General features: G+C 36.0%; 20 protein-coding genes. 6 read left to right on the forward strand and 14 right to left on the reverse strand.

Translation table 11 applies throughout. The features are described from left to right. Positions 1–177 precede the first annotated feature (177 nt). The 4 genes from pepT to P3F81_RS11635 form a co-directional block, all read right to left on the reverse strand. Positions 178–1,437 carry a peptidase T gene (gene pepT / locus P3F81_RS11620; protein WP_147669616.1) on the reverse strand — a complete coding sequence of 420 codons (1,260 nt, stop codon included), beginning with the start codon at positions 1,435–1,437 and terminating at the stop codon, positions 178–180. An 81-nt stretch (positions 1,438–1,518) separates the two neighbouring features. Then, on the reverse strand, positions 1,519–3,096 hold the full coding sequence (locus tag P3F81_RS11625) for an AbgT family transporter (protein WP_147669615.1): 1,578 nt from the start codon (positions 3,094–3,096) through the stop codon (positions 1,519–1,521). 225 nt (positions 3,097–3,321) lie between these two features. Further along, complete coding sequence (locus tag P3F81_RS11630; RefSeq protein WP_147669614.1) at positions 3,322–6,978, reverse strand: dynamin family protein; 3,657 nt, start codon at positions 6,976–6,978, stop codon at positions 3,322–3,324. Positions 6,979–7,330: 352 nt separating this feature from the next. After that, positions 7,331–7,918, reverse strand: a complete 588-nt coding sequence (locus P3F81_RS11635) for a GNAT family N-acetyltransferase (RefSeq protein WP_147669613.1) — start codon at positions 7,916–7,918, stop codon at positions 7,331–7,333. Between the two features lie 284 nt (positions 7,919–8,202). Between P3F81_RS11635 and P3F81_RS11640 the strand changes: the two genes are divergently transcribed. Then, a complete protein-coding gene (locus P3F81_RS11640; protein ID WP_309320423.1) occupies positions 8,203–8,775 on the forward strand; it encodes a GNAT family N-acetyltransferase in 573 nt (190 codons plus the stop codon). A gap of 58 nt (positions 8,776–8,833) precedes the next feature. On the opposite strand, the gene P3F81_RS11645 is transcribed toward P3F81_RS11640, so the two are convergent. The 3 genes from P3F81_RS11645 to P3F81_RS11655 all read right to left on the reverse strand — a co-directional run bounded on the left by P3F81_RS11645 (position 8,834) and on the right by P3F81_RS11655 (position 10,622). After that, positions 8,834–9,721 carry an AraC family transcriptional regulator gene (locus P3F81_RS11645; protein WP_147669611.1) on the reverse strand — a complete coding sequence of 296 codons (888 nt, stop codon included), beginning with the start codon at positions 9,719–9,721 and terminating at the stop codon, positions 8,834–8,836. Between the two features lie 86 nt (positions 9,722–9,807). Beyond that, positions 9,808–10,080: a helix-hairpin-helix domain-containing protein gene (locus tag P3F81_RS11650; protein WP_147669610.1), complete on the reverse strand. Its 273-nt coding sequence runs from the start codon at positions 10,078–10,080 to the stop codon at positions 9,808–9,810. Between the two features lie 128 nt (positions 10,081–10,208). Next, complete coding sequence (locus P3F81_RS11655) at positions 10,209–10,622, reverse strand: cupin domain-containing protein (protein ID WP_147669609.1); 414 nt, start codon at positions 10,620–10,622, stop codon at positions 10,209–10,211. 143 nt (positions 10,623–10,765) lie between these two features. Between P3F81_RS11655 and P3F81_RS11660 the strand changes: the two genes are divergently transcribed. Beyond that, on the forward strand, positions 10,766–11,092 hold the full coding sequence (locus P3F81_RS11660; RefSeq protein ID WP_147669608.1) for a winged helix-turn-helix transcriptional regulator: 327 nt from the start codon (positions 10,766–10,768) through the stop codon (positions 11,090–11,092). Between the two features lie 625 nt (positions 11,093–11,717). On the opposite strand, the gene P3F81_RS11665 is transcribed toward P3F81_RS11660, so the two are convergent. The 3 genes from P3F81_RS11665 to P3F81_RS11675 all read right to left on the reverse strand — a co-directional run bounded on the left by P3F81_RS11665 (position 11,718) and on the right by P3F81_RS11675 (position 14,619). Next, on the reverse strand, positions 11,718–12,437 hold the full coding sequence (locus P3F81_RS11665; RefSeq protein WP_147669607.1) for an MIP/aquaporin family protein: 720 nt from the start codon (positions 12,435–12,437) through the stop codon (positions 11,718–11,720). Further along, a complete protein-coding gene (locus tag P3F81_RS11670) occupies positions 12,434–13,501 on the reverse strand; it encodes a sigma-54 interaction domain-containing protein (protein ID WP_147669606.1) in 1,068 nt (355 codons plus the stop codon). Before P3F81_RS11670 ends, P3F81_RS11665 begins: the two co-directional genes overlap by 4 nt. Before the next feature lie 266 nt (positions 13,502–13,767). After that, positions 13,768–14,619: an aldo/keto reductase gene (locus P3F81_RS11675; protein ID WP_147669605.1), complete on the reverse strand. Its 852-nt coding sequence runs from the start codon at positions 14,617–14,619 to the stop codon at positions 13,768–13,770. Positions 14,620–14,921: 302 nt separating this feature from the next. On the opposite strand from P3F81_RS11675, the gene P3F81_RS11680 reads away from it, so the two are divergent. Both P3F81_RS11680 and P3F81_RS11685 read left to right on the forward strand, forming a co-directional pair. Next, entirely contained in the window at positions 14,922–15,353 is a 432-nt protein-coding gene (locus P3F81_RS11680) for a MerR family transcriptional regulator (protein ID WP_147669604.1), read from the forward strand. A 64-nt stretch (positions 15,354–15,417) separates the two neighbouring features. Beyond that, positions 15,418–15,618, forward strand: a complete 201-nt coding sequence (locus P3F81_RS11685) for a small, acid-soluble spore protein, alpha/beta type (RefSeq protein ID WP_147669603.1) — start codon at positions 15,418–15,420, stop codon at positions 15,616–15,618. Between the two features lie 177 nt (positions 15,619–15,795). On the opposite strand, the gene P3F81_RS11690 is transcribed toward P3F81_RS11685, so the two are convergent. Both P3F81_RS11690 and serS read right to left on the reverse strand, forming a co-directional pair. Continuing rightward, a complete protein-coding gene (locus P3F81_RS11690) occupies positions 15,796–16,965 on the reverse strand; it encodes an iron-containing alcohol dehydrogenase (protein ID WP_147669602.1) in 1,170 nt (389 codons plus the stop codon). Positions 16,966–17,170: 205 nt separating this feature from the next. Beyond that, entirely contained in the window at positions 17,171–18,442 is a 1,272-nt protein-coding gene (serS, locus tag P3F81_RS11695; protein ID WP_147669601.1) for a serine--tRNA ligase, read from the reverse strand. A gap of 222 nt (positions 18,443–18,664) precedes the next feature. On the opposite strand from serS, the gene P3F81_RS11700 reads away from it, so the two are divergent. Beyond that, the gene (locus P3F81_RS11700; protein ID WP_147669600.1) at positions 18,665–19,741 is read left to right on the forward strand and encodes a YkvI family membrane protein; all 1,077 of its coding nucleotides are present in this window, start codon (positions 18,665–18,667) and stop codon (positions 19,739–19,741) included. Continuing rightward, a complete protein-coding gene (locus P3F81_RS11705; protein ID WP_147669599.1) occupies positions 19,716–19,991 on the forward strand; it encodes a hypothetical protein in 276 nt (91 codons plus the stop codon). Before P3F81_RS11700 ends, P3F81_RS11705 begins: the two co-directional genes overlap by 26 nt. Positions 19,992–20,030: 39 nt before the next feature. On the opposite strand, the gene alr is transcribed toward P3F81_RS11705, so the two are convergent. Both alr and P3F81_RS11715 read right to left on the reverse strand, forming a co-directional pair. Continuing rightward, the gene (gene alr / locus P3F81_RS11710; protein ID WP_147669598.1) at positions 20,031–21,137 is read right to left on the reverse strand and encodes an alanine racemase; all 1,107 of its coding nucleotides are present in this window, start codon (positions 21,135–21,137) and stop codon (positions 20,031–20,033) included. A gap of 37 nt (positions 21,138–21,174) precedes the next feature. Beyond that, the gene (locus P3F81_RS11715; protein ID WP_147669597.1) at positions 21,175–21,351 is read right to left on the reverse strand and encodes an aspartyl-phosphate phosphatase Spo0E family protein; all 177 of its coding nucleotides are present in this window, start codon (positions 21,349–21,351) and stop codon (positions 21,175–21,177) included. Positions 21,352–21,557 lie beyond the last annotated feature (206 nt).

Consider the following 21,557-nt stretch of genomic DNA (forward strand, 5'->3'; position numbering starts at 1 on the left):
TCCATTTATTTAACTTCAAAATTTAATTACAATAATCAAAATTAGCGTTTCTTATATCTTAAGCAAAAAATGGAGATTTATTAAAAATTCATATAAAAATACCGAAACACATGACTGTACTCTACTTTGCAGTCCACTTGTATTTCGGCATTTCTATTTATTCACTGTCTATATTTTTTATTTTCCTTCGTAAATAAGTTGAATGATTGTCATTGTCATCTGATAAGATTTTTCAAAGGATGGTACAGGTAGAAATTCAAATCGCGAATGGAAGTTATGTGCACCGGTAAAATAATTCGGCGTTAAAATCCCCTTCGTAGAAATAAATGAACCATCCGTACCGCCACGCATAGCAATGGTTTTTGGTGCAATCGCCAAATTATCCATAGCTGTATAGATATAATCAATTGCCTTTCTATTTTCCGCGGTAACTGCATCTGCAATATTGCCATATATATCTGCAATTTCACATTCAACTTTTGCTCGTGGATATAAACGACGCAATTTTTCTACATTTTCATTTATCATTTGTTTCCGCGCTTCATATTTCTCTTTAGAATGGTCACGAATATTTAGCTCCACGACTGCTGTCGATTGATTCGAAGTAACACCCTGGCACCAAATATACCCTTCTTTACCTTCGGTACATTCCGGAGTTTCTTGCCGATTAAACATATTGATAAAATCCACTGCCGCTAATGTCGGATTTACTAATACGCCCTTTGCACTCATCGGATGTGCACTAACACCATGAATGGTAACTTTTCCACATCCAGCATTAAATGTTTCATATACAACTTCGCCAAGTTCACACGAATCAATCGTATAGGCAAAATCGACAGGGAACTTACTGAAATCCATATTTTTTGAACCATATAATCCACATTCTTCATCAGGAACAAAAGCAATATAAATATCACCATGATAAATTGTTTTATCTTTAGCTAACGTTGATAACGCTGTCATTACATTTGTAATTGCGGCTTTGTTATCTGCCCCCAAAACGCTAGTACCATCAGTAACAATAATATCCTGCCCTTTATATTTTAAAATCTCCGGATGCTCGGCCGTCGTAAGTACAATGTTTTGTTCTTTATTCAAAACAATATCTTTTCCATCATAATCTTTTACTATTTGCGGATGAATTTCAGGTTTTAAACAAACATCCACTGTATCTAAATGTGCTACAAACCCAACGGAAGGAATCTTGCAGCTGCAATCTGCCGGCAAGTTGGCTGGCAAACGACCTGTCAAAATACATTTACTGCTTAACTCTAACTCTACTAAACCAAGCTCTTCGCACTCTTTATGTAAAAGTTTAGCTAAATCCCATTGTCCAGCACTACTAGGAACTTCAATTCCTCCATTTTGTATACTTTGGCTTTCTACTGCAACATAACGATAAAACCGATTTACAAGTTGTTCTTGCATTTTCATTGCCTCCCTCAAAAATTCTTTATCATATCATGTAGTGATTAGTTTTTTAAAACTAATCACTACATAGAGCAAAATATAGAATTAAAACATACTTCTTGGATAAACGTAATCAGCTTGGAAACCAAGCGGAATATTAAACCACCAGAATAAGTACAACATAATTGTTAAGCTAATTAAAAGTGCTATCGTATATGGAATCATCAAGGAACTTAATGTTCCAACCCCAGTATTTTTATAGTACTTTTGACAGTAAATAATAATTAATGGATAAAACGCAAACATCGGCGTAGACACATTCACTGCAGAATCACTGATACGGAATGCTACTTGCGTTAATTCAGGCGCAATTCCTACAGCCATCAACATTGGTACGAAAATCGGTGCTAGAATTGCCCATTTTGCCGAAGCCGAAGTGATAATAAGATTTAAAAATGCTACGAAGATGATAATTCCAAATATAGTGATTTGCGGAGGCAATGCTAAAGATTTTAAGAACTCCGCACCAGCAACGGCAATTAATGCACCAATATTGGATGCACCGAAAACATACATGAATTGCGCTGCAAAAAAATAGAATACAATCAGCTGAATCAATGTTTTTGTTATGTCTTCCATAGATTTCGTGAAATCTTGTGAACTTCTAAATTTGCCACTGCAAATCCCATAAACAATACCAGTGATAGCTGAAATCAAAAAGATTACTGCGACAATAGATTGCATAATCGGCGCTTTAAAACTAGCAATATTTCCTTGTGGGTCACGCAAAATAGAATCTGCTGGTAATAAAGCGAATACAAGACCAACTAATATTGCAATTAATACACCTGTAGCTATATAAAAAGAACGATTTTCTCTAGGTGTAATACTTGTAATATCTTCTGTAGGAATATTAATATCTTTATCTATTGGGCAAGCTTTTCTTAGCCAAGGTTCAGAAACCTTTTCCGTCACCCACCAGCAACTTACAATGACAATAAAAGTAGAAGCAAAAGAATAAAAATAGTTACATAAAACATTTACTTCATACGTTGGATCAATAATTTGTGCAGCTGTCTGCGTAAAGCCTTGAATAACTGGATCAATCGCAGATGGTGTATAGTTTGCAGCAAACGCGCCAGCTATCCCAGCAAAAGATGCCCCAATCCCCGCCAACGGATGTTTACCAGAGGCATAAAACATATAGGCAGCAATTGGAATGATAATCATATAGCCAGAATCCGGCGCCAAATGACTAAGCATACCTACCAAAATAACAATTGGCGTAATTAGTATTTTCGGTGTAACTGATAAGATTTTTTTCAATGCTGTATTAATATAACCAGAGCCATCTGCAATCCCAATCCCTAAAGTCGCTACAATTACCATAGCAAGCGGAGGGAATCCAGAGTAATTCGTAACCATTTTCGTCATTAACGTCACTAGCTCTTCTGCACTAAGCATATTTGTCACAGTAATTGCTTCACCTGTCGCTGGATGCACATACCCAAAAGTCATTTGCGATAAAAATGCTGAAATAATACAGGTAATAAAAAATGCTGTAATAAATAGCATGGTGATATCAGGAATTTTGTTCCCAACCTTCTCAACCCATCCTAAAAACCCGCCTACTCCATGACTTGAAGTAGAAATACTTTGTGTTGTTTCCTTCTCTTTTCCCATTTGAGGTCTCCTTTGGAATAAATGTTAATTATTATTTTATTATTTAAATTAATGTAAAATGGTAATAAAAAATAGACCTTTGCAAATAGAAGTTTTTTATCCGATGACCAATGGTGTATTTTACCTAATTAAAGTTATTCATACGAGAGTCCTTATTCTGCATAATAGCTTCCACTAGATAACACCGTCAGCCATCGGATAAGTCGTCTATTACAAGTGAATCATTTAGATAATTGTTGTTAAGTTCATTTTAATTTCATCTAAACGCGCCGCTGGCACTCCACCATCTAGCGCGGAAATTAAGCTTAGATAGAAATCATCTACCTGCGCATACATTTGCGCAATAAGCTTTTCAAATGCACTGTTCATTACATTATCATAAAATAACTGTATACGCGCTTGTTCTTTTTGCAAATAGTCGTCCGCTACAATATTTAGCACACGGTATATTTCATCACCCATTAATTTACTTTCATTATTTTCAAAAAACGCTTTTGGATTTTTAAAGTATCCCATTGCTTTCGCAAACAAGTCTTTTGAAAGCTCTTGGAAAGCTACATCAAAATCAATTTCTGCTTTGTATTCAAATTCAAAGACTGAAAAAGATACATCTTGGTTTACCTCAGCAGTCGTTTCCATTAGCACGATTTGATAATCAGCCATGATCTTTTCAGCAAAGCGATCTAGTCTTACCGTCGTTGCCCGCATTTCCTGTGCAAAGTCAAAGCCGATTTGCTCTAGCAATTCACTAAGCGAGTTTTGTAAAACCTTTTTTAAATTGCGTCCATCGTCACGTAAGACCGTCGGATTAAACGACTCTTTGAAGAAATCGTTAAAACGTAAAAACACTCTTTGCTTTGTATAATAAATCAATTCTTCTACTTCTTGATGAAGACGATGTCTTAAATTTTCTGCTGTTTGCTGGGCAAAAATATCATGAATCGCTAATTTCTCCGCTTTCATATTTTCGCGTTTCTGCTGCTTTACTCCAGCATCCTCTTTGGTGCTATCTATCAGCTTTTCCACTAAATGATACACGCGTTTCAATTCATTTTCAGATGCTTTCACTGCCATATTGGCTAAATCATTCGTAATAAAGCGATAAAACGCTTCTTCAAAATGCTGCATTCCTGAAACAGGCAGGTTGCTTTGCGTTTGTTTTTCCTTCAGCGCAATCAAACTCGACAATGCATACAAATGAGGCTTCCTAACCCCATATTTCATCAACTGTTCATATACATAACAAGTAACCGCATCTTTTTCTTCATCATTTTCTGCCAAGTCAATCGCATTAATCATAAAGAACATTTTATCAAGCTGGAAAGAATCTTTTACACGACCAAGCTGAATCAAAAACTCGCGGTCTGCTTTTGAAAATGCATGATTATAATACGTCACAAATAAGATTGCATCAGAATTTTTGATAAAATCAAAGGCTACGCCGGTATGACGGGCATTAATAGAATCCGCCCCCGGGGTATCAACCAACGTGATATTTTTTCGCGTCAATGGACAATCATAGTAAAGGTCAATCCATTCCACAAAACAGGATTTTTCTTCTTTCGCAACATAATCGCCAAAATCCGCAATGACCGTTTCAATTACCTTCCCCAATTGTCCACAAAACGTATGATAGCCATGTTTAAACGCTTGTAAAAAAATATAATTTGTCTTTTCAACCGCCCCTTGTGCCGTTAAATCACCACTAAGTTTTTCAACCAGTTCTACTGCATCCGCAAGCGTTTGTGCATGACAATCGAATAAGTGCAGTGCATGATTTACATCTTCTAACATAACACTTTCTGCTTTTACTTGAATGACGACTGTCCCATGCGAATGCTCTTTACTTACCGGTTTAATTTTATTAATCGCCGCCGTCATCGGATTTGGCGAAACAGGCAATACACTTTCGCCGATAAGCGCATTGGCAAACGAAGATTTCCCGGCACTAAATGCACCAAATAATGCAACAGTAAAGCCTTTGTTTTCTAGCCTTGCCGCTTTTTCACCAAGCTGGTCGGCAAGTTTTTTAAACCCAGGTAAATCCTGCACCAATTCTACTGTTTTCTTTAGCTTTTGTGCCATCTCTTTCATTCGATCAGCAGATGGATTTGCCAAAACTACTGGCTTTTCTTCAAGCATCTGCTTTGTTGGTAAACTCACTTTTTCTTGTATTTCTTCCAGCTTACCAGTTTGCCCATCAATGACTTCAACATCTTCTAGCAATATCTGAAATAAACTGCAATTTGTATCATGCATCGCTTCGGCTTGATCTATTAATCTTTCAAGCATTTCGCCTTTGTTCTTACTCATCTGCTTAGCATTCTCTACCGCTTCAAAGGCAGTAATATATCGCTGAAAACCTTCTAACTTCTTAGCGATTCTCGCTTCTAACTCGGTATTTCTTTCTTGAATCGCCGTAAGAATCTCTGCTTTTTGTACTGCTAAACAGCTTTTCGCCAATCGTTTAATTTGATTGGCTACGTCAGCAGTATAATTGATAACCATCGTATCAGATAAACGTGCACCTGGTTTTACTGCCGCCGTTAATAGCTCTGGCTGAAAATTCACCGTAAAGCTCTGACTTTGTGAAAGCAATTCTTTATTTTCAACTTTGTTTTCCTTTAAGAAAGTTACTAAAAAATTCCGCAGATGCCATTCTAATTGCGATTTTGCTTTTTCAGTAATTGCTTCATAAAAAATATCTAGTCTTTTTTGTCTTTCGGCTAAAGTTTTTTGTTTGGTAAATAAAAATCCGACTTTAAATTCACTTTGACACGATTCAAGATAAGTTTCTGCCAAAGCTCTCGTTTCAAATGGCATTAAATAAGCATTATCAAGAATTCTTTTCACTTCTGCTTCAAATGCTTTATCGGCTTTTTCTACCCCACCGCACAAAGCACCCTTTTCTTCAGATAAATCGTGATAACTCTCTGATAACTTTTCATATTCTTCAGTTGATAATTCACTTAAAACATCCTTATATGGTTGAAGATCTTGGTCATCTTTTTTCTCTGTGAAATCAACGTGATCTTTGAGAATTTTCTGTAAGGAATAAAGGATGGATTGCAGAAGCAACGTATCTTTTTTCCCTAAGCGATCTGCTAGAAAGCTTTGCAATGCGGGGAATTCATTATGTGCATGTTCGTCTTCCTTTAAAGACGTATAGAAAATACGTGCTGGTTTTACACCCCAAGAAGCAAAGGATTCCACAACACTTGATTGAAAGTTCGCAAAGGAAAGTTCGTTTTCCGAATGTTTATCTATTTGGTTAATCACAAGATAAACTTCTTTTCCAGCTTCCGCTAGCTCTTTGGTGAACATAAAATTCAATTCTGATTGCACATGGTTATAATCCATGACATAAAAGATTAAATCAGCAAGATGAATTGCCGATTCCGTCGCTATGCGATGTGCATCATCCGCTGAATCAATCCCCGGCGTATCCATTATCACCGTCTTTAAAGGCAAATCAATATCTGCATGACTGATTTCAATCTCTTGAATTTGATCGCCATCTTTGCAGTAGTTTTTCACCATTTTATAATCATAAGGCGCACGGTATAGCCGAGGTTTTTCATTTTTAAAAAATACCTTTGCATATTCTTCACCCGCTTTTACTTTTACGAGATTGGCACTCGTGGGAATCGGACTTGATGGCAGTAAGTTCTCGCCCACCAACCGATTAATCATTCGCGATTTTCCCGCTGAAAAATGTCCACAAAACGCAATCGCAAATTCTTCATTGACTAATTTTTTTGCTAATTGTTTCACTTTTTCGGCACTTTCGAGGTCTCCATGGTTCAATAAATATTCATAAGCAGCAAACAGCTTGCCTTTTAATCGTTGAATTGTCTTTTGACGATCCGTCGTTTGAAGCATAAACTAAATTCCCCTTACAACAAACTTATTTATCCGATGGCTAACAGGGTCTAATACCCCCGCCTCTTCAGGCGGAAGTAAAGACACTGTAAGCCCCTGGATTACTTGTCTATTTTCAGCAGGAGTTAAAACTCCTACTGAAACAGCCGCGTTTTATATAAAAATACAACCCTGTATTTACATTCTAGTTCTCTTTAGTATCACCTAAAAAATGAAATCTTTCGACACGATCAGTCATTAGGCAATATGTTTATTGTATACTAAACAGTTATAATGGGCAATATTTGAGAACAGTAAGATAATCCCTAAAAATACAAAAGCGAAAGTCTTCATCCTGACTTTCGCTATCCGTCTATATCGGTTTCACCCAAACAGATACAACATTTTCCTCCTCTCTAATCCCAGATTTTCGTTTTACAGGCCAATGATAAATAATCTCATTTTTTAATCGTTTGAAACCAGTTCCTTCTCTTAGCCCATTTTTATAATGATATCCCTCGGGTCTATCAGGATCATCTAAACTTCGCTCAACTGTAATGACCAAGGCATATTTATAATCTTTCTTTATTGTATCAACTAACATCTTTTCTAACTGCTTCCCTATTCCTCGGTTTCTGTATTTCTCAATTAATATTACTTCACCAATATAATATATCTCATCCATCGCAATTCCCATTGTTGCAAGCTCAGCTTCAACTTCAGCAGATTTTCCTTGATTCCATTGATAAGGATAGCCTGAAATTACCCCTATATCCTCTCCAGCCACACTACAAGTAATCAGAATGGCTCCTGGAACTTGATATTCCTTCGCATATTCTTTTTCCTCTGCCATTGAACCTTGATAAAGATACGGAAATTTTACAAACTCTTCTAGCCGTATTTGCGCTAGAAATTGAAACTTTTCAATCGTATTTTCATCTCTATACACTTTATATTCCATAACATACAACTTCCCCTCTATCTTGCTTAAACTTTGCAATAATTACTCCATCATAATCCTAATAATTTTGTGAATTTCCCTAAGATAAATTTTAACTGTTCAAAGGAAAACCTTCAAGAACAAGTGCCCCCTCGGCAACAGTCAAATTAAAAGGCTCTATACCAATTCATAAAGACCACCTGAACGTTTTAATAAAAAATCAAATAAATTGCATAATCTATATGTTTTACTTATAAAATAAATTTATTGTATTTCTTCCATTCATAAACCAATCGTTATATTATTTGTATAAAACAATTTTTAAAATAACAAGTCATACTCCACCAGAATTAGATATAGCATTAGAAAAATCTAGGTATACTTTAGTGAAAACAGTCAATCTTATGACATGCAAAATCAACGATACAGGATTTCAGATTTCAAAGGATATAAAATTGTCCTATACAATGGATGATGAGTGGCTAAATAGTTCTTTGCAGCTAAGTGGCATTAGTGACAAGAAACTGCAAGAAATTCAATATAATATATTTAAAAATATTTCTTTGCAAACCGTATATATTAAAGCGAAAAGAAGCGATAAAGTAGTCGGCTGTGGATTAGGCGTTATTGATGATGGATTTGTCGGTCTCTATGATATTCACGTAGATGAAAATTTTAGATGCCAAGGAATAGGTTCAGAAATCTGTCAAGCGATTCTACAAACCGGTCTAAATAAAGATGTAACACATGCATATTTACAAGTACATAGCTTAAATGAAAAAGCAATACGCTTATATAAAAAACCAGGGTTTTCCAGCTTGTATACCTATTGGTTCAGAGAAAAAACTGCCCCAAATTGTAGATCTATTATAGATTAGAAAGTAAAAAAACACCTAATGCAATCACTTCATTTCATTAGGTGTTTTTTTGCGTATATTATTTTTCTGTAACCGCTAACCAAACTTCACAATATGTACTGCCTGATTCATCCATATAATAAACCTCTTGTTGGTAATCCCCATGTTCGTATTTTGATGTAGGTAACCACTCTGTATAAATCTGTTTATTAATTTTTTGAATTGCACCAGCAATCTCTTCCATTGAAACAGATTCAGAGGTAAATACCGCCCAAAGTCCTGCTTTTACTTCTAGCTGATTGTATTGTTCCAAAGCTTTATTCCCCTGCAGAGACGAAACTCCAATAATATAACGAAATTTTGTTCCATCACCTGTCATCATGCTACATGCCCTGACCGGATAAGCATTTCCCTTATGACATTCCACATCTGCTAGACTAATCATTTTTTCAAATTCGCCACTATTACACAAATGTGACCAAAGTTTTGGTATCTCTTGATAACATTCTTCTTCGTGTGCTAAATCAAATTCACGATCTACCCCTTGAATAACAAAAGCATTACCTTTTTCAATACGATAATTCATCTCTACGTCCCCTTTAATTGAAATTTGAAAAGAGATACGCGGATATGCTTTCAATTTTGTTCCCGAAATCCGTGCCATTGTAGGTGTAACACTATGCATAGACTGAAACGTTCTTGAAAAAGCTTCTGGTGATTCATATCCATATTTCAAGGCGATATCAATCACTTTCATTTCACTGTTTTGTAAATCAAACGCTGCTAAAGTCATGCGTCTACGCCTGATGTATTCAGACATTGGCATATCGACAACAAAAGAAAATATTCTCTGAAATTGATACAGACTTGAACAAGCTTTCTTTGCAATTACGCTATAATCAATTTCTCCGCTGAGATTTTCTTCAATGTAGTTAACTGCTGCATTCATTTTATCTAACCAGTTCATCCGCAATCCCCCCTCATTGTTAATCTTATCTTAATTCCAAAAAAAGCACCTTGCATTTATTGCCCGATTCTGCAAGCATAGAGGATTCAACGATCTTTCCAGTTCCACCATTTCAATAAATCTTTATTACACTCTTCAGTGGATGCATAATAAACTGCACATCTAAATACATAGAGCATACACAGATCAACTCTACACTCTTGATACTTACATAGGTCTTCATATAATCTTTCGGGCTTCCTCCCTTTTAAATCTGAAATTTTCCGAATTTCTAAATTCCACAAATCGTTAGCAATCGTTTTCCCCACCCTAGGAATCTGTTGTAATTCTTTTAATGCCAACAGCTTCTCACTTTGCATTTATATCACCTATTTTAAATTATCCATAATACATATATTACTTCTAAATCTATCATCTACTTTTCTATGATTAGCATAAAAATCCTGCACTTTTATAGCGCAGGATTTTCTCATATTATTATATATTTTTACATCCAAGATGCTTTTGTTTCTACGATTATTCCATCTTTCAGCGTTGCTTGTTCAAGGCTATTTGCCTGTGCTTGAATACAGATAAAGTAAAGATCTTGTTCACCAGCCTTTAAAGCACGCTGCCCATTTGGTGAAACTCGAATTAAGCTCCCTTCTTGTACAGGAAATTCTTCACCGTCAATAAAGAAAGTTCCACTTCCGCTTGTAATCATATAGAGTTCTTCATTTTTCTTATGCGCATGAACGAAAGGGACGCTTTGCTCTGCAGGTAAACAATTGATAGAAACTTCACATCCAGTAAGACCAATATCTTGCCCAATAAAATATTTTCCCTTACCCACATTAAAATCTTTTTCAAGTAAATCTTTAAAATCTCCCATATTTACAGCTTGAAAATTTTTCTTTTCCATTCATAAATCCCCCAGAGTTTATTTTCAGACTTGTCTTCCGCTGTCTGTATCTTTATAATAAGTTTATAAGTTTCCTATGTAAAGTAAGCACTTTAGAGTGCTATAGTTACCCAAAAGATACTATTGTGATATATGGAGGAATCATGACAATTAAGAATCTACCCCCTTGCCCCGTAGAAGTGACGCTAAGTTTAATCGGCAACCGCTGGAAGTGTCTAATTTTGCGAGATTTATTATCAGGAACAAAAAGATTTGGCGAATTAAAAAAATCGGTGGAAGGCATTACGCAAAAAGTTCTGACAAGCAACCTGCGCGAAATGGAAGCCAATAATCTTTTAGTACGCAGAGTCTATGCCGAGGTTCCGCCCCGTGTTGAGTATACCTTAACGAAAACCGGTATGAGTCTTAGGCCAATTCTGGAAGCAATGTTCGTCTGGGGAAGTGAATACAAAGAAAAAAATCAAGCATAGATAAAGACTTAAACTATCTTTAGATTTAATCTAATTAAATATCTTTTCGCTCTATTTTTAATAGGTGATAGCTCCACTTATCTTTGTACAAATCATCTTTTGTAAACTTTGACAGAATCTATCTCTTCAATTTTTACAAAAGATGATTTTTTAAGGGGATTTTTTCTCATTATCGGGTAAAAATCCCCTTAAACACAGATAAATAAAAAACTCTTTACTGCGATAAATACTAGTTATTATTGTGATTTCTAAGTTGGCATGATTTTTGCATTGTTAAATAAGTAATACAATTTAAATCTTTGCAAACAGATTAGACCGCGATAAAAAATCGACTTACTCTAGTAAAAGGGGAATTGGATTAACTGGTTATTTCGTCCACTAGAGACGAATGCATTCATCAAATATTTTTTAGCATGTATATGTTCATTAACCGTTTGTTATTTTGCTTGCAAATATATTGTATTGAAAATTCCACCATTTAAAGTAGCACGAAAACAATAAATAAAAAAGGCTGCGTATATTCAGATGAAGCCCATCCAGTATTCGCATCCTTTTTTTATCCCACTTTCAACTTTCCCTTCTAAAACAGGAGTTAAAAGCTATTAACTTTATCAATAGTATTTCTCTAAAAACATACCTTAGCCATCAAAAAACCTACACTGCCACCAATTAATGGTCCAACAATTGGAACCCATGCATAACTCCAATCAGATGTTCCCTTTCCCTTGATAGGAAGCAAAGCATGTGCTAACCTTGGGCCAAAATCACGTGCTGGATTTAAAGCATAGCAGGTAGTGCCACCTAAGCTTAATCCAATAGCCCAAATTAAAAATCCGACAATACACGGAAGTAAGTACGCTGGAATCGACCATATTTTCCCTGATGTTAATGCAAAAAACGGAAAAACTAGCATCGCCGTACCAATAATCTCCGAAATTAAGTTTGTCCAAACGTTACGAATCGCCGGCCCAGTTGTAAATACAGCTAAAATTAACTCACTCTCTTCAGTTTCCTTCCAATGCGGATAAAAATGTATCCATACAATGCACGCGCCAACAAAAGCACCTAAAATTTGACTAACAATAACCCCAATCATTTCAAGTAGTGTATATCCGCCCATAAAACCTCTGATAATCGTTAAGACTGGATTAATATCTGCATACCAAGCTCCCGCTGCTATAGCGCAATAAACACCAAATACAACAGCCAATGCCCAACCTACTGTAATTACCAGCCAGCCTGCCCCTTCAGCTTTGCTACGCCACAAAATAACATTGGCAAGAACGCCATTTCCTAAAATAATCAATATCATTGTTCCAATAAATTCACCTATATAAAGACTCATACTCTAGCCTCCCGTTCAAAATTAATGCCATATTTCTGCGCTTTTGCTGCTACTGTTTTATGCGTAATACCAAGGGCTTTACCAGCAGCCGTATAACTGCCAAATCTATCTAACGCCGCTGTTATAATCTGCTTTTCATACTCTTCTAACGTTAATAACTCCCCTTGTACAATGCTTTGATAGATAGGATTTGGTTTACTTTTTTCAATCCGATTATAAGAATCAAATTCCAAATCAGATGCTTCTATACGGGAATGATCTGTCAAGACAACTGCACGCTCTACAATATTTTGCAACTCCCTTACATTTCCCGGCCAATTGTATTGCAATAAAAGGCGCATTGCTTCCTCACTAAATCCACTAAAGCTTTTATTAAAAACTTTTGCATATTTATGTAAAAAATGTTCAGCAAGCAAAAGAATATCTGTTTTGCGCTGCACTAAACTAGGTAAATAAATGGGAATTACATTGAGTCTATAATACAAATCAGCTCTAAACTCACCTTTGGCAATAAGACTGACCATATCCTGATTCGTAGCCGCAATAATTCGGACATCAACACAGATACTGTTTTCTCCTCCAACCCTATCAAAGGTCTTGTTCTGCAAAACCCTCAATAATTTACACTGCATACGAATATCCATTTCCCCAATTTCATCAAGAAAAATTGTCCCTTTATCCGCCAGCTCAAATTTACCTAATTTATTTTTTATGGCTCCGGTAAATGCACCTTTTTCATGCCCAAATAATTCGCTTTCTAATAAAGTTTCTGGAATTGCTGAGCAATTCACTTTGATCATAGGACCTAATGCGCGTTCACCCGCCAAGTGAATTCCTTCAGCAATCACCTCTTTCCCAGTTCCACTTTCCCCACAAATCAACACTGTTGACTGTACTTGCGCCGCTTTTTCTGCTAGATTTAACACTCTTAAAATTTCAGGACTTTTGCCAATAAAACCTGTAAAAGCTGCATTGCTATATTCCTCACGCAAACGCCTGGTTTCCGATGATTCAATTTTCAGTTGAGATGCACTCCAACTATTCCCATAACCATTTCTTAGCATATTAACCCCTACTCACCTTTGAATTTATAAACAAGGCCTCTTCAATAAGAGCTTTAACTTCACTGAAAGCAGACACATTAAACCCCGAATAAAACCCATAAAATTTTACCGATATTTTGGATAATTACACATAACTTTCTTTTCATCCATATTCGTCATAAAAATATCAAATCCTGTATGAAGCTATGCAAAATAAATAAGAGGACAACCCTGTATCGATTATCCCCTTGAGCAGATATACGCTTAAAAATAGATTTATTTTTCTTTTAAAACTCAACTTCATCTGGATTTAAGCCTGAACCACCACAATACTTCATATCATTTATAATTTCCATATCTTCTGCAGAAAGGACAAAGTCAAACACCTCTGTATTTTCTTTTATTCTAGATGGCGTCACAGATTTAGGAAGCGGAAGGACCTCATTTTGTAGGCACCAACGAATGCAAAGCTGCGCTACAGATTTTTGATATTTTTCTGCGATTGCCATTAATGTAGAATTATTTAGCATTCGCCCTGTCCCTAATGGACTCCACGCTTCAACTAAAATCTGATTTCGTTTGCAAAACTCTACAGTATCTAATTGCATTTGCCCCGGATGAAATTCAATCTGATTTATCATCGGTTCAATCTTCGCTGCCGCCAATAACGGCTCTAAATGATGCACAAGAAAATTGCTTACACCGATAGATTTAATTTTCCCCTCTAGATAAAGTGTTTCCATTGCTCGCCAAGTATCTTTGTTAATTTCTTGCCAATTTTCGAACTGCTTTTCATTTGCCGGCCAATGTATTAAATATAAATTTAAATACTCTAGCCCTAAATCAGCCAAAGTTTTATCAAATGCAGCTAAGGTCTTTTCATATCCACGCTCTGTATTCCATACTTTGCTTGTAACAAACAAATCTTCCCGGCAAACACCGCTTTTTCGAATACCTTCCCCGACACTTTTCTCATTCCCATAAATCGCTGCAGTATCAATATGGCGATATCCACATTGCAATGCAGCTTTTACAGCCTGCGTTGCGGTTTCTCCATTGGGAGTCTGCCAAGTACCAAACCCAACTTGAGGGATTTCATAACCATTTGATAATTTAAAACACTTTGCAAGTTCTTTCATTTCACGACCTCCGGCAGATTAAAATTTTTCATAATGTACTTTCATCTCATTATATCGATCAATAAAATAGTTTGACTTTTCATCTAATGGATATCCTATACTAATTAAACAATAAGGTTGAATATGCTCTGACAACTCAAATAGCCTCCATCCCAAATCCCCCTTAGATATTATTTTACTATCTATACTTTTATATTAATCCTTCCAGTTAACTCTAGGTCAAGATTTTTTTATTTACTATTGACTTTACGTTAGCTCAAAGTTATAAAATAAGGTAAAAAGAAATCCAAGGATGTGAAAAAATGACATATACAATTACCCAAGTCGCCGCAAAAATGGGTCTTACAACATACACGGTTCGATATTATGATAAAGAAGGACTGTTGCCATTCGTTGATCGCACAAAGTCAGGAACCCGTATTTTTAAAGAAAGTGATTTTGAATGGCTAAGCTTAATCATTTGTTTAAAACATAGCGGAATGGCAATAAAAGACATCAAAATATTTATCAACTGGTGTTTAGAAGGAGATTCTACATTAGAAAAACGTCTTAATATGTTCAATGAGCATAAAAAAAATGTTGCAGAAAAAATGGTTGAACTAAAAAAACATATGAATAAACTCGATGATAAAATTCAATATTATCAAATAGCAGTTGAAGCGGGAACTGAATCCATTCATGGCAAATGCGCCTGTATTCAATCGAAAATTCAACAAAAATTTTTCCAAGGATAACTTTTTTTATTCCTGCAAACACTATATGCAGGCTTCCTAAAATTATCATTGGAGGTGGCTTTTTATGGGCAAAGTAATGTCTGAGCAAATGAAAAAACAATTGGCACATGATCTTGGCTTCGGAGCAAAAGTTGAAGATGGTGATTGGAGCGATGTAACCACAGGTGAAATCGGCTCTATGATACGCGAAGCGATTAAACGTGGTGAGCAAGCAATGGCGGAAGAAGCAAGCTTAAATGGAAGCATTCATCAAAACGCCGAATAATAGTAAAAGCGATTACAAGAAATTTCTTGTAATCGCTTTTTATATATTTATCCAATAGCTCATCCGCTTAAACTTCAGATATAGTAAAAACTCTGTCTAAATCACGTTTTTATTTTATCCGATGACTAACGGGTTCTGCTTTCAGTGGGAGTTAAAACGCCTACTGAAACAGCGTACTTATCGATAAGATTCTGTAAGAATATCTATACAATCTTCCTCAGTTAGATTTACTGGGTCAAGATCAAATAATCCGCCCATCGTTCTACGTGCATTAACTGCATATTTACGTAAATTATCTTTTTCTATACTATAATCACTCATTTTTAAATTGGCAACATGACAATCCTCTTGAAGTTTTGCAAGCGCTGCTACAAAGTCCATTGGAGCTGTTGCCTCACTTTTACCAAGCGCTTTTGCCATAGCAATAAACCGATCTGGACATGCACCTTTGTCAATCAATTTTTTGTAATATGCCAAGCTAATCATAATGAGCCCTGCACCATGTGGTAATTGATGATGATACGCACTTAATGCATGTTCAAGTGAATGTTCAGAAATACAACACGACGTAGATTCTACCATACCTGATAAAGTATTCGCTAAAGCCACATCCGCTCTAGCATTTTCATTTCTCCCATCCGCTACGGCTTTCACTAAACTTTTCCCAATAAGCTCAATCGCTTTTAAAGAATAAAGTTCACTTATTGGATTTGCAACTTTTGCGATATAACCTTCAGTGCTATGAAATAATGCATCAAATCCTTGATATGCAGTTAAAGTCGGCGGAACTGTCAACATTAAATCCGGATCTACAACAGCAATCACAGGAAATAGTGCATCATAACCAAATCCTATTTTTTCACTATTTTCTTCATGTGTAGTTACCGTCCATGGGTCAATTTCCGTTCCTGTCCCTGCGGTTGTCGTAACCGCTATAATTGGCAATGGTTGATTGGGAACTGTCTTTCCTTTAGCAGTACCGCCACTCACATAATCCCAGTAATCACCTTCATTTGTTGCCATAACAGCAATTGCTTTTGCAGCATCAATACTACTTCCACCACCAAGTCCAATAACAAAATCACATTGGTTATCCCGAGCAAAAGAAGCCCCTTCCATTACATGTTTTTTTATCGGATTCGGTAAAATTTTATCAAATACACAATGTTTAATCCCAGCTAAATCAAGTTGTTCTTCTACTCGTGCTAAATACCCATTTTCTCTAGTCGATTTACCAGATGAAATTACAATTAAAGCTTTTTCCCCTGGCAATGATTGTTGATGTAATTCATTCAACTTACCTTTGCCAAATAACAGTCTTGTTGGAATATAGTAATTAAAATTCATTTTTAAAACCCCTTTATCTCAATTCTTCCTTGCTATAGATTTACCTTAGCACTTTGAGTGAACTCTATGTCAAGTTTTATTTTTCTTTTCATCCTAATATTATTGAAAAGCATTACACTAATATCAGTATATTCCCATCAAGTCTGATTGCTATTATTTCACAAAAACAAAGGAGTTTACCTAAAGGTAAACTCCTATTTTATACTTAAGGTCTAATGACATCGGTTCCCATATATGGACGCAACGCTTCTGGAATTACTACAGAACCATCTTCCTGTTGACAATTTTCTAAAATTGCAGCAACAGTACGACCAATTGCAAGACCAGACCCATTTAATGTATGCACAAATTCAGGTTTTGATTTTGCATCACGGCGGAATTTAATATCTGCACGTCTCGCTTGATAATCTTCAAAGTTTGAACAAGAAGATATTTCACGATACATATTAAAGCTTGGCAACCAAACTTCAATATCATAAGTTTTTGCCGAACTAAAGCCCATATCGCCCGTGCAAAGCAAAATCACTCGGTATGGTAATCCTAGTAATTGCAATACACGCTCTGCATCACTCGTTAGTTTTTCTAATTCATTATAAGAATCTTCTGGTTTTACAAATTTGACCAATTCAACTTTGTTGAATTGATGTTGACGAATCAATCCACGAGTATCACGACCTGCTGAACCAGCCTCTGCTCTAAAACATGCACTATACGCACTATAATATTTCGGCAAATCCTTTCCGTCAAGGATTTCCCCTCTATGATAATTTGTCACAGGAACTTCTGCGGTTGGAATTAAATAATAATCTAACCCTTCTAATTTGAACATATCTTCGGAGAATTTCGGCAATTGACCTGTACCAGTCATACTATCTTTATTCGCAACAAAAGGAGGTAACATTTCTGTATAGCCATGCTTTTCTGTATGTAAATTTAACATAAAGTTAATTACAGCACGTTCTAGTCTTGCGCCGAGGCCCTTATAGAAAGTGAATCTTGCGCCTGTTACTTTTGCCGCACGTTCTGCATCAAGGATTCCAAGCCCTTCCCCAATTTCCCAATGAGGCTTTGGCGTAAAATCAAAATTTCTCACTTCACCCCAACGACGAATTTCCGGATTATCATTTTCATCTTTTCCTACGGGAACAGCTTCGTTCGGCACATTGGGAATACTAAGCATAATATCTTTTAATTCAGCTTCAACTTCTTTTAAACGTGCATCCAGTTTAGCAATATCTTCGCCGACCTTGCGCATTTCAAGCACCAAATCATCCGCATTTTCCTTATTTTTTTTCATTATGCTGATTTGTTGTGAAACTTTATTTCTTTCGCTTTTTAAAGCTTCTACTTTTCCTAAAATATCACGACGTTCTTTTTCTAATGCGATAAAACCGTCTAACGTCATAGAATTACCACGATTTTTTAACGCTTCTTGTACTTTTTCCGGATTATCTCTGACAAATTTAATATCAAGCATTTCTTTTCTCAAACCTCCAAATATTCGAAACCTAACCGATATTCTATCGCTTACGATACATCTACAAATTATTTATCTAATTAATTATATATACTATATAAAAACCTGTCAAACATGCCTTTTGTAGCATATTTTTGTTCTTCAATCATAAAAATATGCATAGATTTTAAAAGATTCAGCTTTCCCCTTATACTTCATTATCATCATGTATCGGAGGTATTTATGCCTAAACCAATATCCACTATTTTTAAAACTGCATTTTTATTTGCGGGGACTATGCTTGGTGCAGGATTTGCCTCCGGTCAGGAGCTATTATACTTTTTTATTGCATATGGTAGTATGGGGATTTATGGCATCGTTACCGCTGGCATCTTTTTTTCCTTATTAGGCTATCGCCTGCTAAAAATCAGCAATCAATTTGAAACTACAGATTATACGCTTTTTATCAATAAACTTTGTGGCAAGAGATTTGGATTCATTCTTAATTTACTACTCGGATTTTTCCTTTTTACTATTTTACAATTGATGTTAATTGCTGCGGGAACAATTTGCCGTAATTATTTCTATTTACCCTTTGCTCTTGGGTATACCTCGTTAAGTCTTCTCATCTTAGTCCTTGCACTTTTCGGAGTTCAAGGGATTATGAAAGTAAATCTAATTGCCACACCATTTCTTGCCCTTATCATCTTAATCATCTGTTTTTCTTCGCTGCATTATCATGAGTTTTCTTTCTCACTCTTTGAGCATACGGTCTCACTTTCCAATCAGCCTGCACCACATTGGCTTTTATCGTGTTTATTATATGCCTCCTATAATCTTTCAATCAGCTTACCCTTACTTGTCCCTTTAGGAGCAAAAATCAAATGTAATCAAACGCGACTTCTAGGAAGCATTCTTGGTGCAACATTACTTATGAGTCTGGCTATTTGTATCACTTTTACGATTCTTCTTCATTGTCCTTATATTTTAAATGCTCAAATACCGATGTTAGATATTTCCTGTTCGCAAAGTTTATTACATTCTTTTCTATATCTTATTATTTTTCTTTTGGCTATCTTTACAACCTCTTTATCCTGTTTATATGGCTGTGCATCACAACTAAAAAAGCACACAAATTTACCTTATCCCCTTTGCCTCATTTTTTTATTATGCATTAGTTTTTTCTTTATTAACCTTGAATTTAGCGAAATTATTCAAAGACTTTTCCCTTGGTTTGGTTATCTGGCCTTATTTATCATGATTAAATTGCTTTTGGCTAAAGATGGAGGGCGAAATGAAAAAAACAATTCTCCATATTGACTATAAAGTACCTGCGTTTGTTTTATTTTTCAGCGGCATTTGTTTTGGTGAACTCATCGGCATTATCATTGCAATTTTAGACCGCGACTTTCTTGGTATTGTCACCGGTGCCTGCCTGGGGATTGGCCTAGGATTCGCCGGCGCAGCTTTTACGCTTCTTACACTCTGGATTTTTAATGTGTTTGCAGATAATTTGGGTGGCTGGCAAATAAAAATTAAGGATGAATACGCTAAAGAAACGAAAGAGTAAAAGGTTCATTTCCTCACCTGAGGAAATGAACCTTTTACTTTAGCAATATACTCTTGGTACACGTTTACTTATCATGCAGACAACTTCATAATTGATTGTCCCCAACCAGTTGGCAATTTCGTCCACTGAAAGCTTTCCATCACCAAATAAAATTACAGTGTCCCCTTGCTTCACCCCTGCAATATCCGTAACATCTACCATACATTGATCCATACAAATTTTCCCCACGATTGGAGCAAGTTGATGATGAATCAAAACTTTTGCTTTGCCAGTTAATAAGCGTGACCATCCATCTGCATAACCGATTGGCAGGGTTGCAATTAGACTTTTGCGTTTCGTTCTGAAAATCTGACCATAACTAATTCCATTACCCGTTTCTAATTCCTTTACATAAGCAACTTTTGCAATCAATTTCATTACCGGACGAAGATCCGTAGAATGCTTCACTTCATCTGACGGCCATAATCCATAAAGAATTACCCCTGCGCGGACCATATCAAAATGGGCCTGCGGCATTTCAAGAATTGCTGCACTATTGGCAATATGTTTTAAAGGAATGTTAATTCCCCTTTGTTCAATATCTGCAATTGCTTGATTAAATTTCTCTAATTGTTCACAAGCAAAAGTTTTATCTTCATAATCAGATTTTGCAAAATGAGAAAATACTCCGACGATTTCTACACCTGGAAGTGCAGCTATCGCTTCAGCAAATGCACCCACCTGATTCGGCTGAATTCCAATTCGATGCATTCCCGTATCCACTTTAATATGAACTCTTGCTCTTTTCCCCTGGCGCACTGCCTCTTTAGATAAAGCCTCTGCCGCTTGAAGCGTAAAAACAGCCTGCTCAATATCATATTCAACGAGTTGCTGCGTTTGTCTATCCGGTGTAAACCCTAAAATCAAAATTGGTTCTTTGAATCCTGCGTTTCTAAGTTCTAATGCCTCATCTAGTATTGCAACCGCCAAATAATCCGCACCAGCAGCAACGGCTTCTTTCGCAACCGCAACTGCTCCGTGTCCATAAGCATCTGCTTTCACAACCGCGCACATTTTCGCATTATTTTTTATGCAGCTTTTTATCAGCTTCACATTATGTCTTATTGCTGATAAATCAATTTGTGCATATACATCTCTATTTGGCATTTACTCCATCTCCTAATTAATATATAAGCATATCGTATCATTTTTCTAATGAAATTTTACACCGTGTCTGTTGTACAATCAGATCATCAAGTTCTTCGCTCAAGCCTAAGACAGTATCATCAGTCATAATCCCGCCTTTTTCTGACACAAGCTTATTAAGACTTGCTCTTGTCGACTCAATTTTTTGATTGAGCTGCTCTAATTTTTTTTTCATTGATATCCCCTCATTCTACCCATAATCTAGGTGATCATGATTAGACTTCAGCCACTAATATATTTAATGTTTCGCCATTCTTTTACAGTTCCCTTCTCGTCTAAATAAATATAGGACAAAATGACTCCTTTTATTTTCCAAAGAAAATCTTATTTTTTATGCCACTATTTACATCTTCCTGTTTCGCATAATGCATTTAAAAAATG

This window comes from Selenobaculum gibii, from assembly GCF_030273445.1.
GTDB lineage: Bacteria > Bacillota > Negativicutes > ICN-92133 > ICN-92133 > Selenobaculum > Selenobaculum gibii.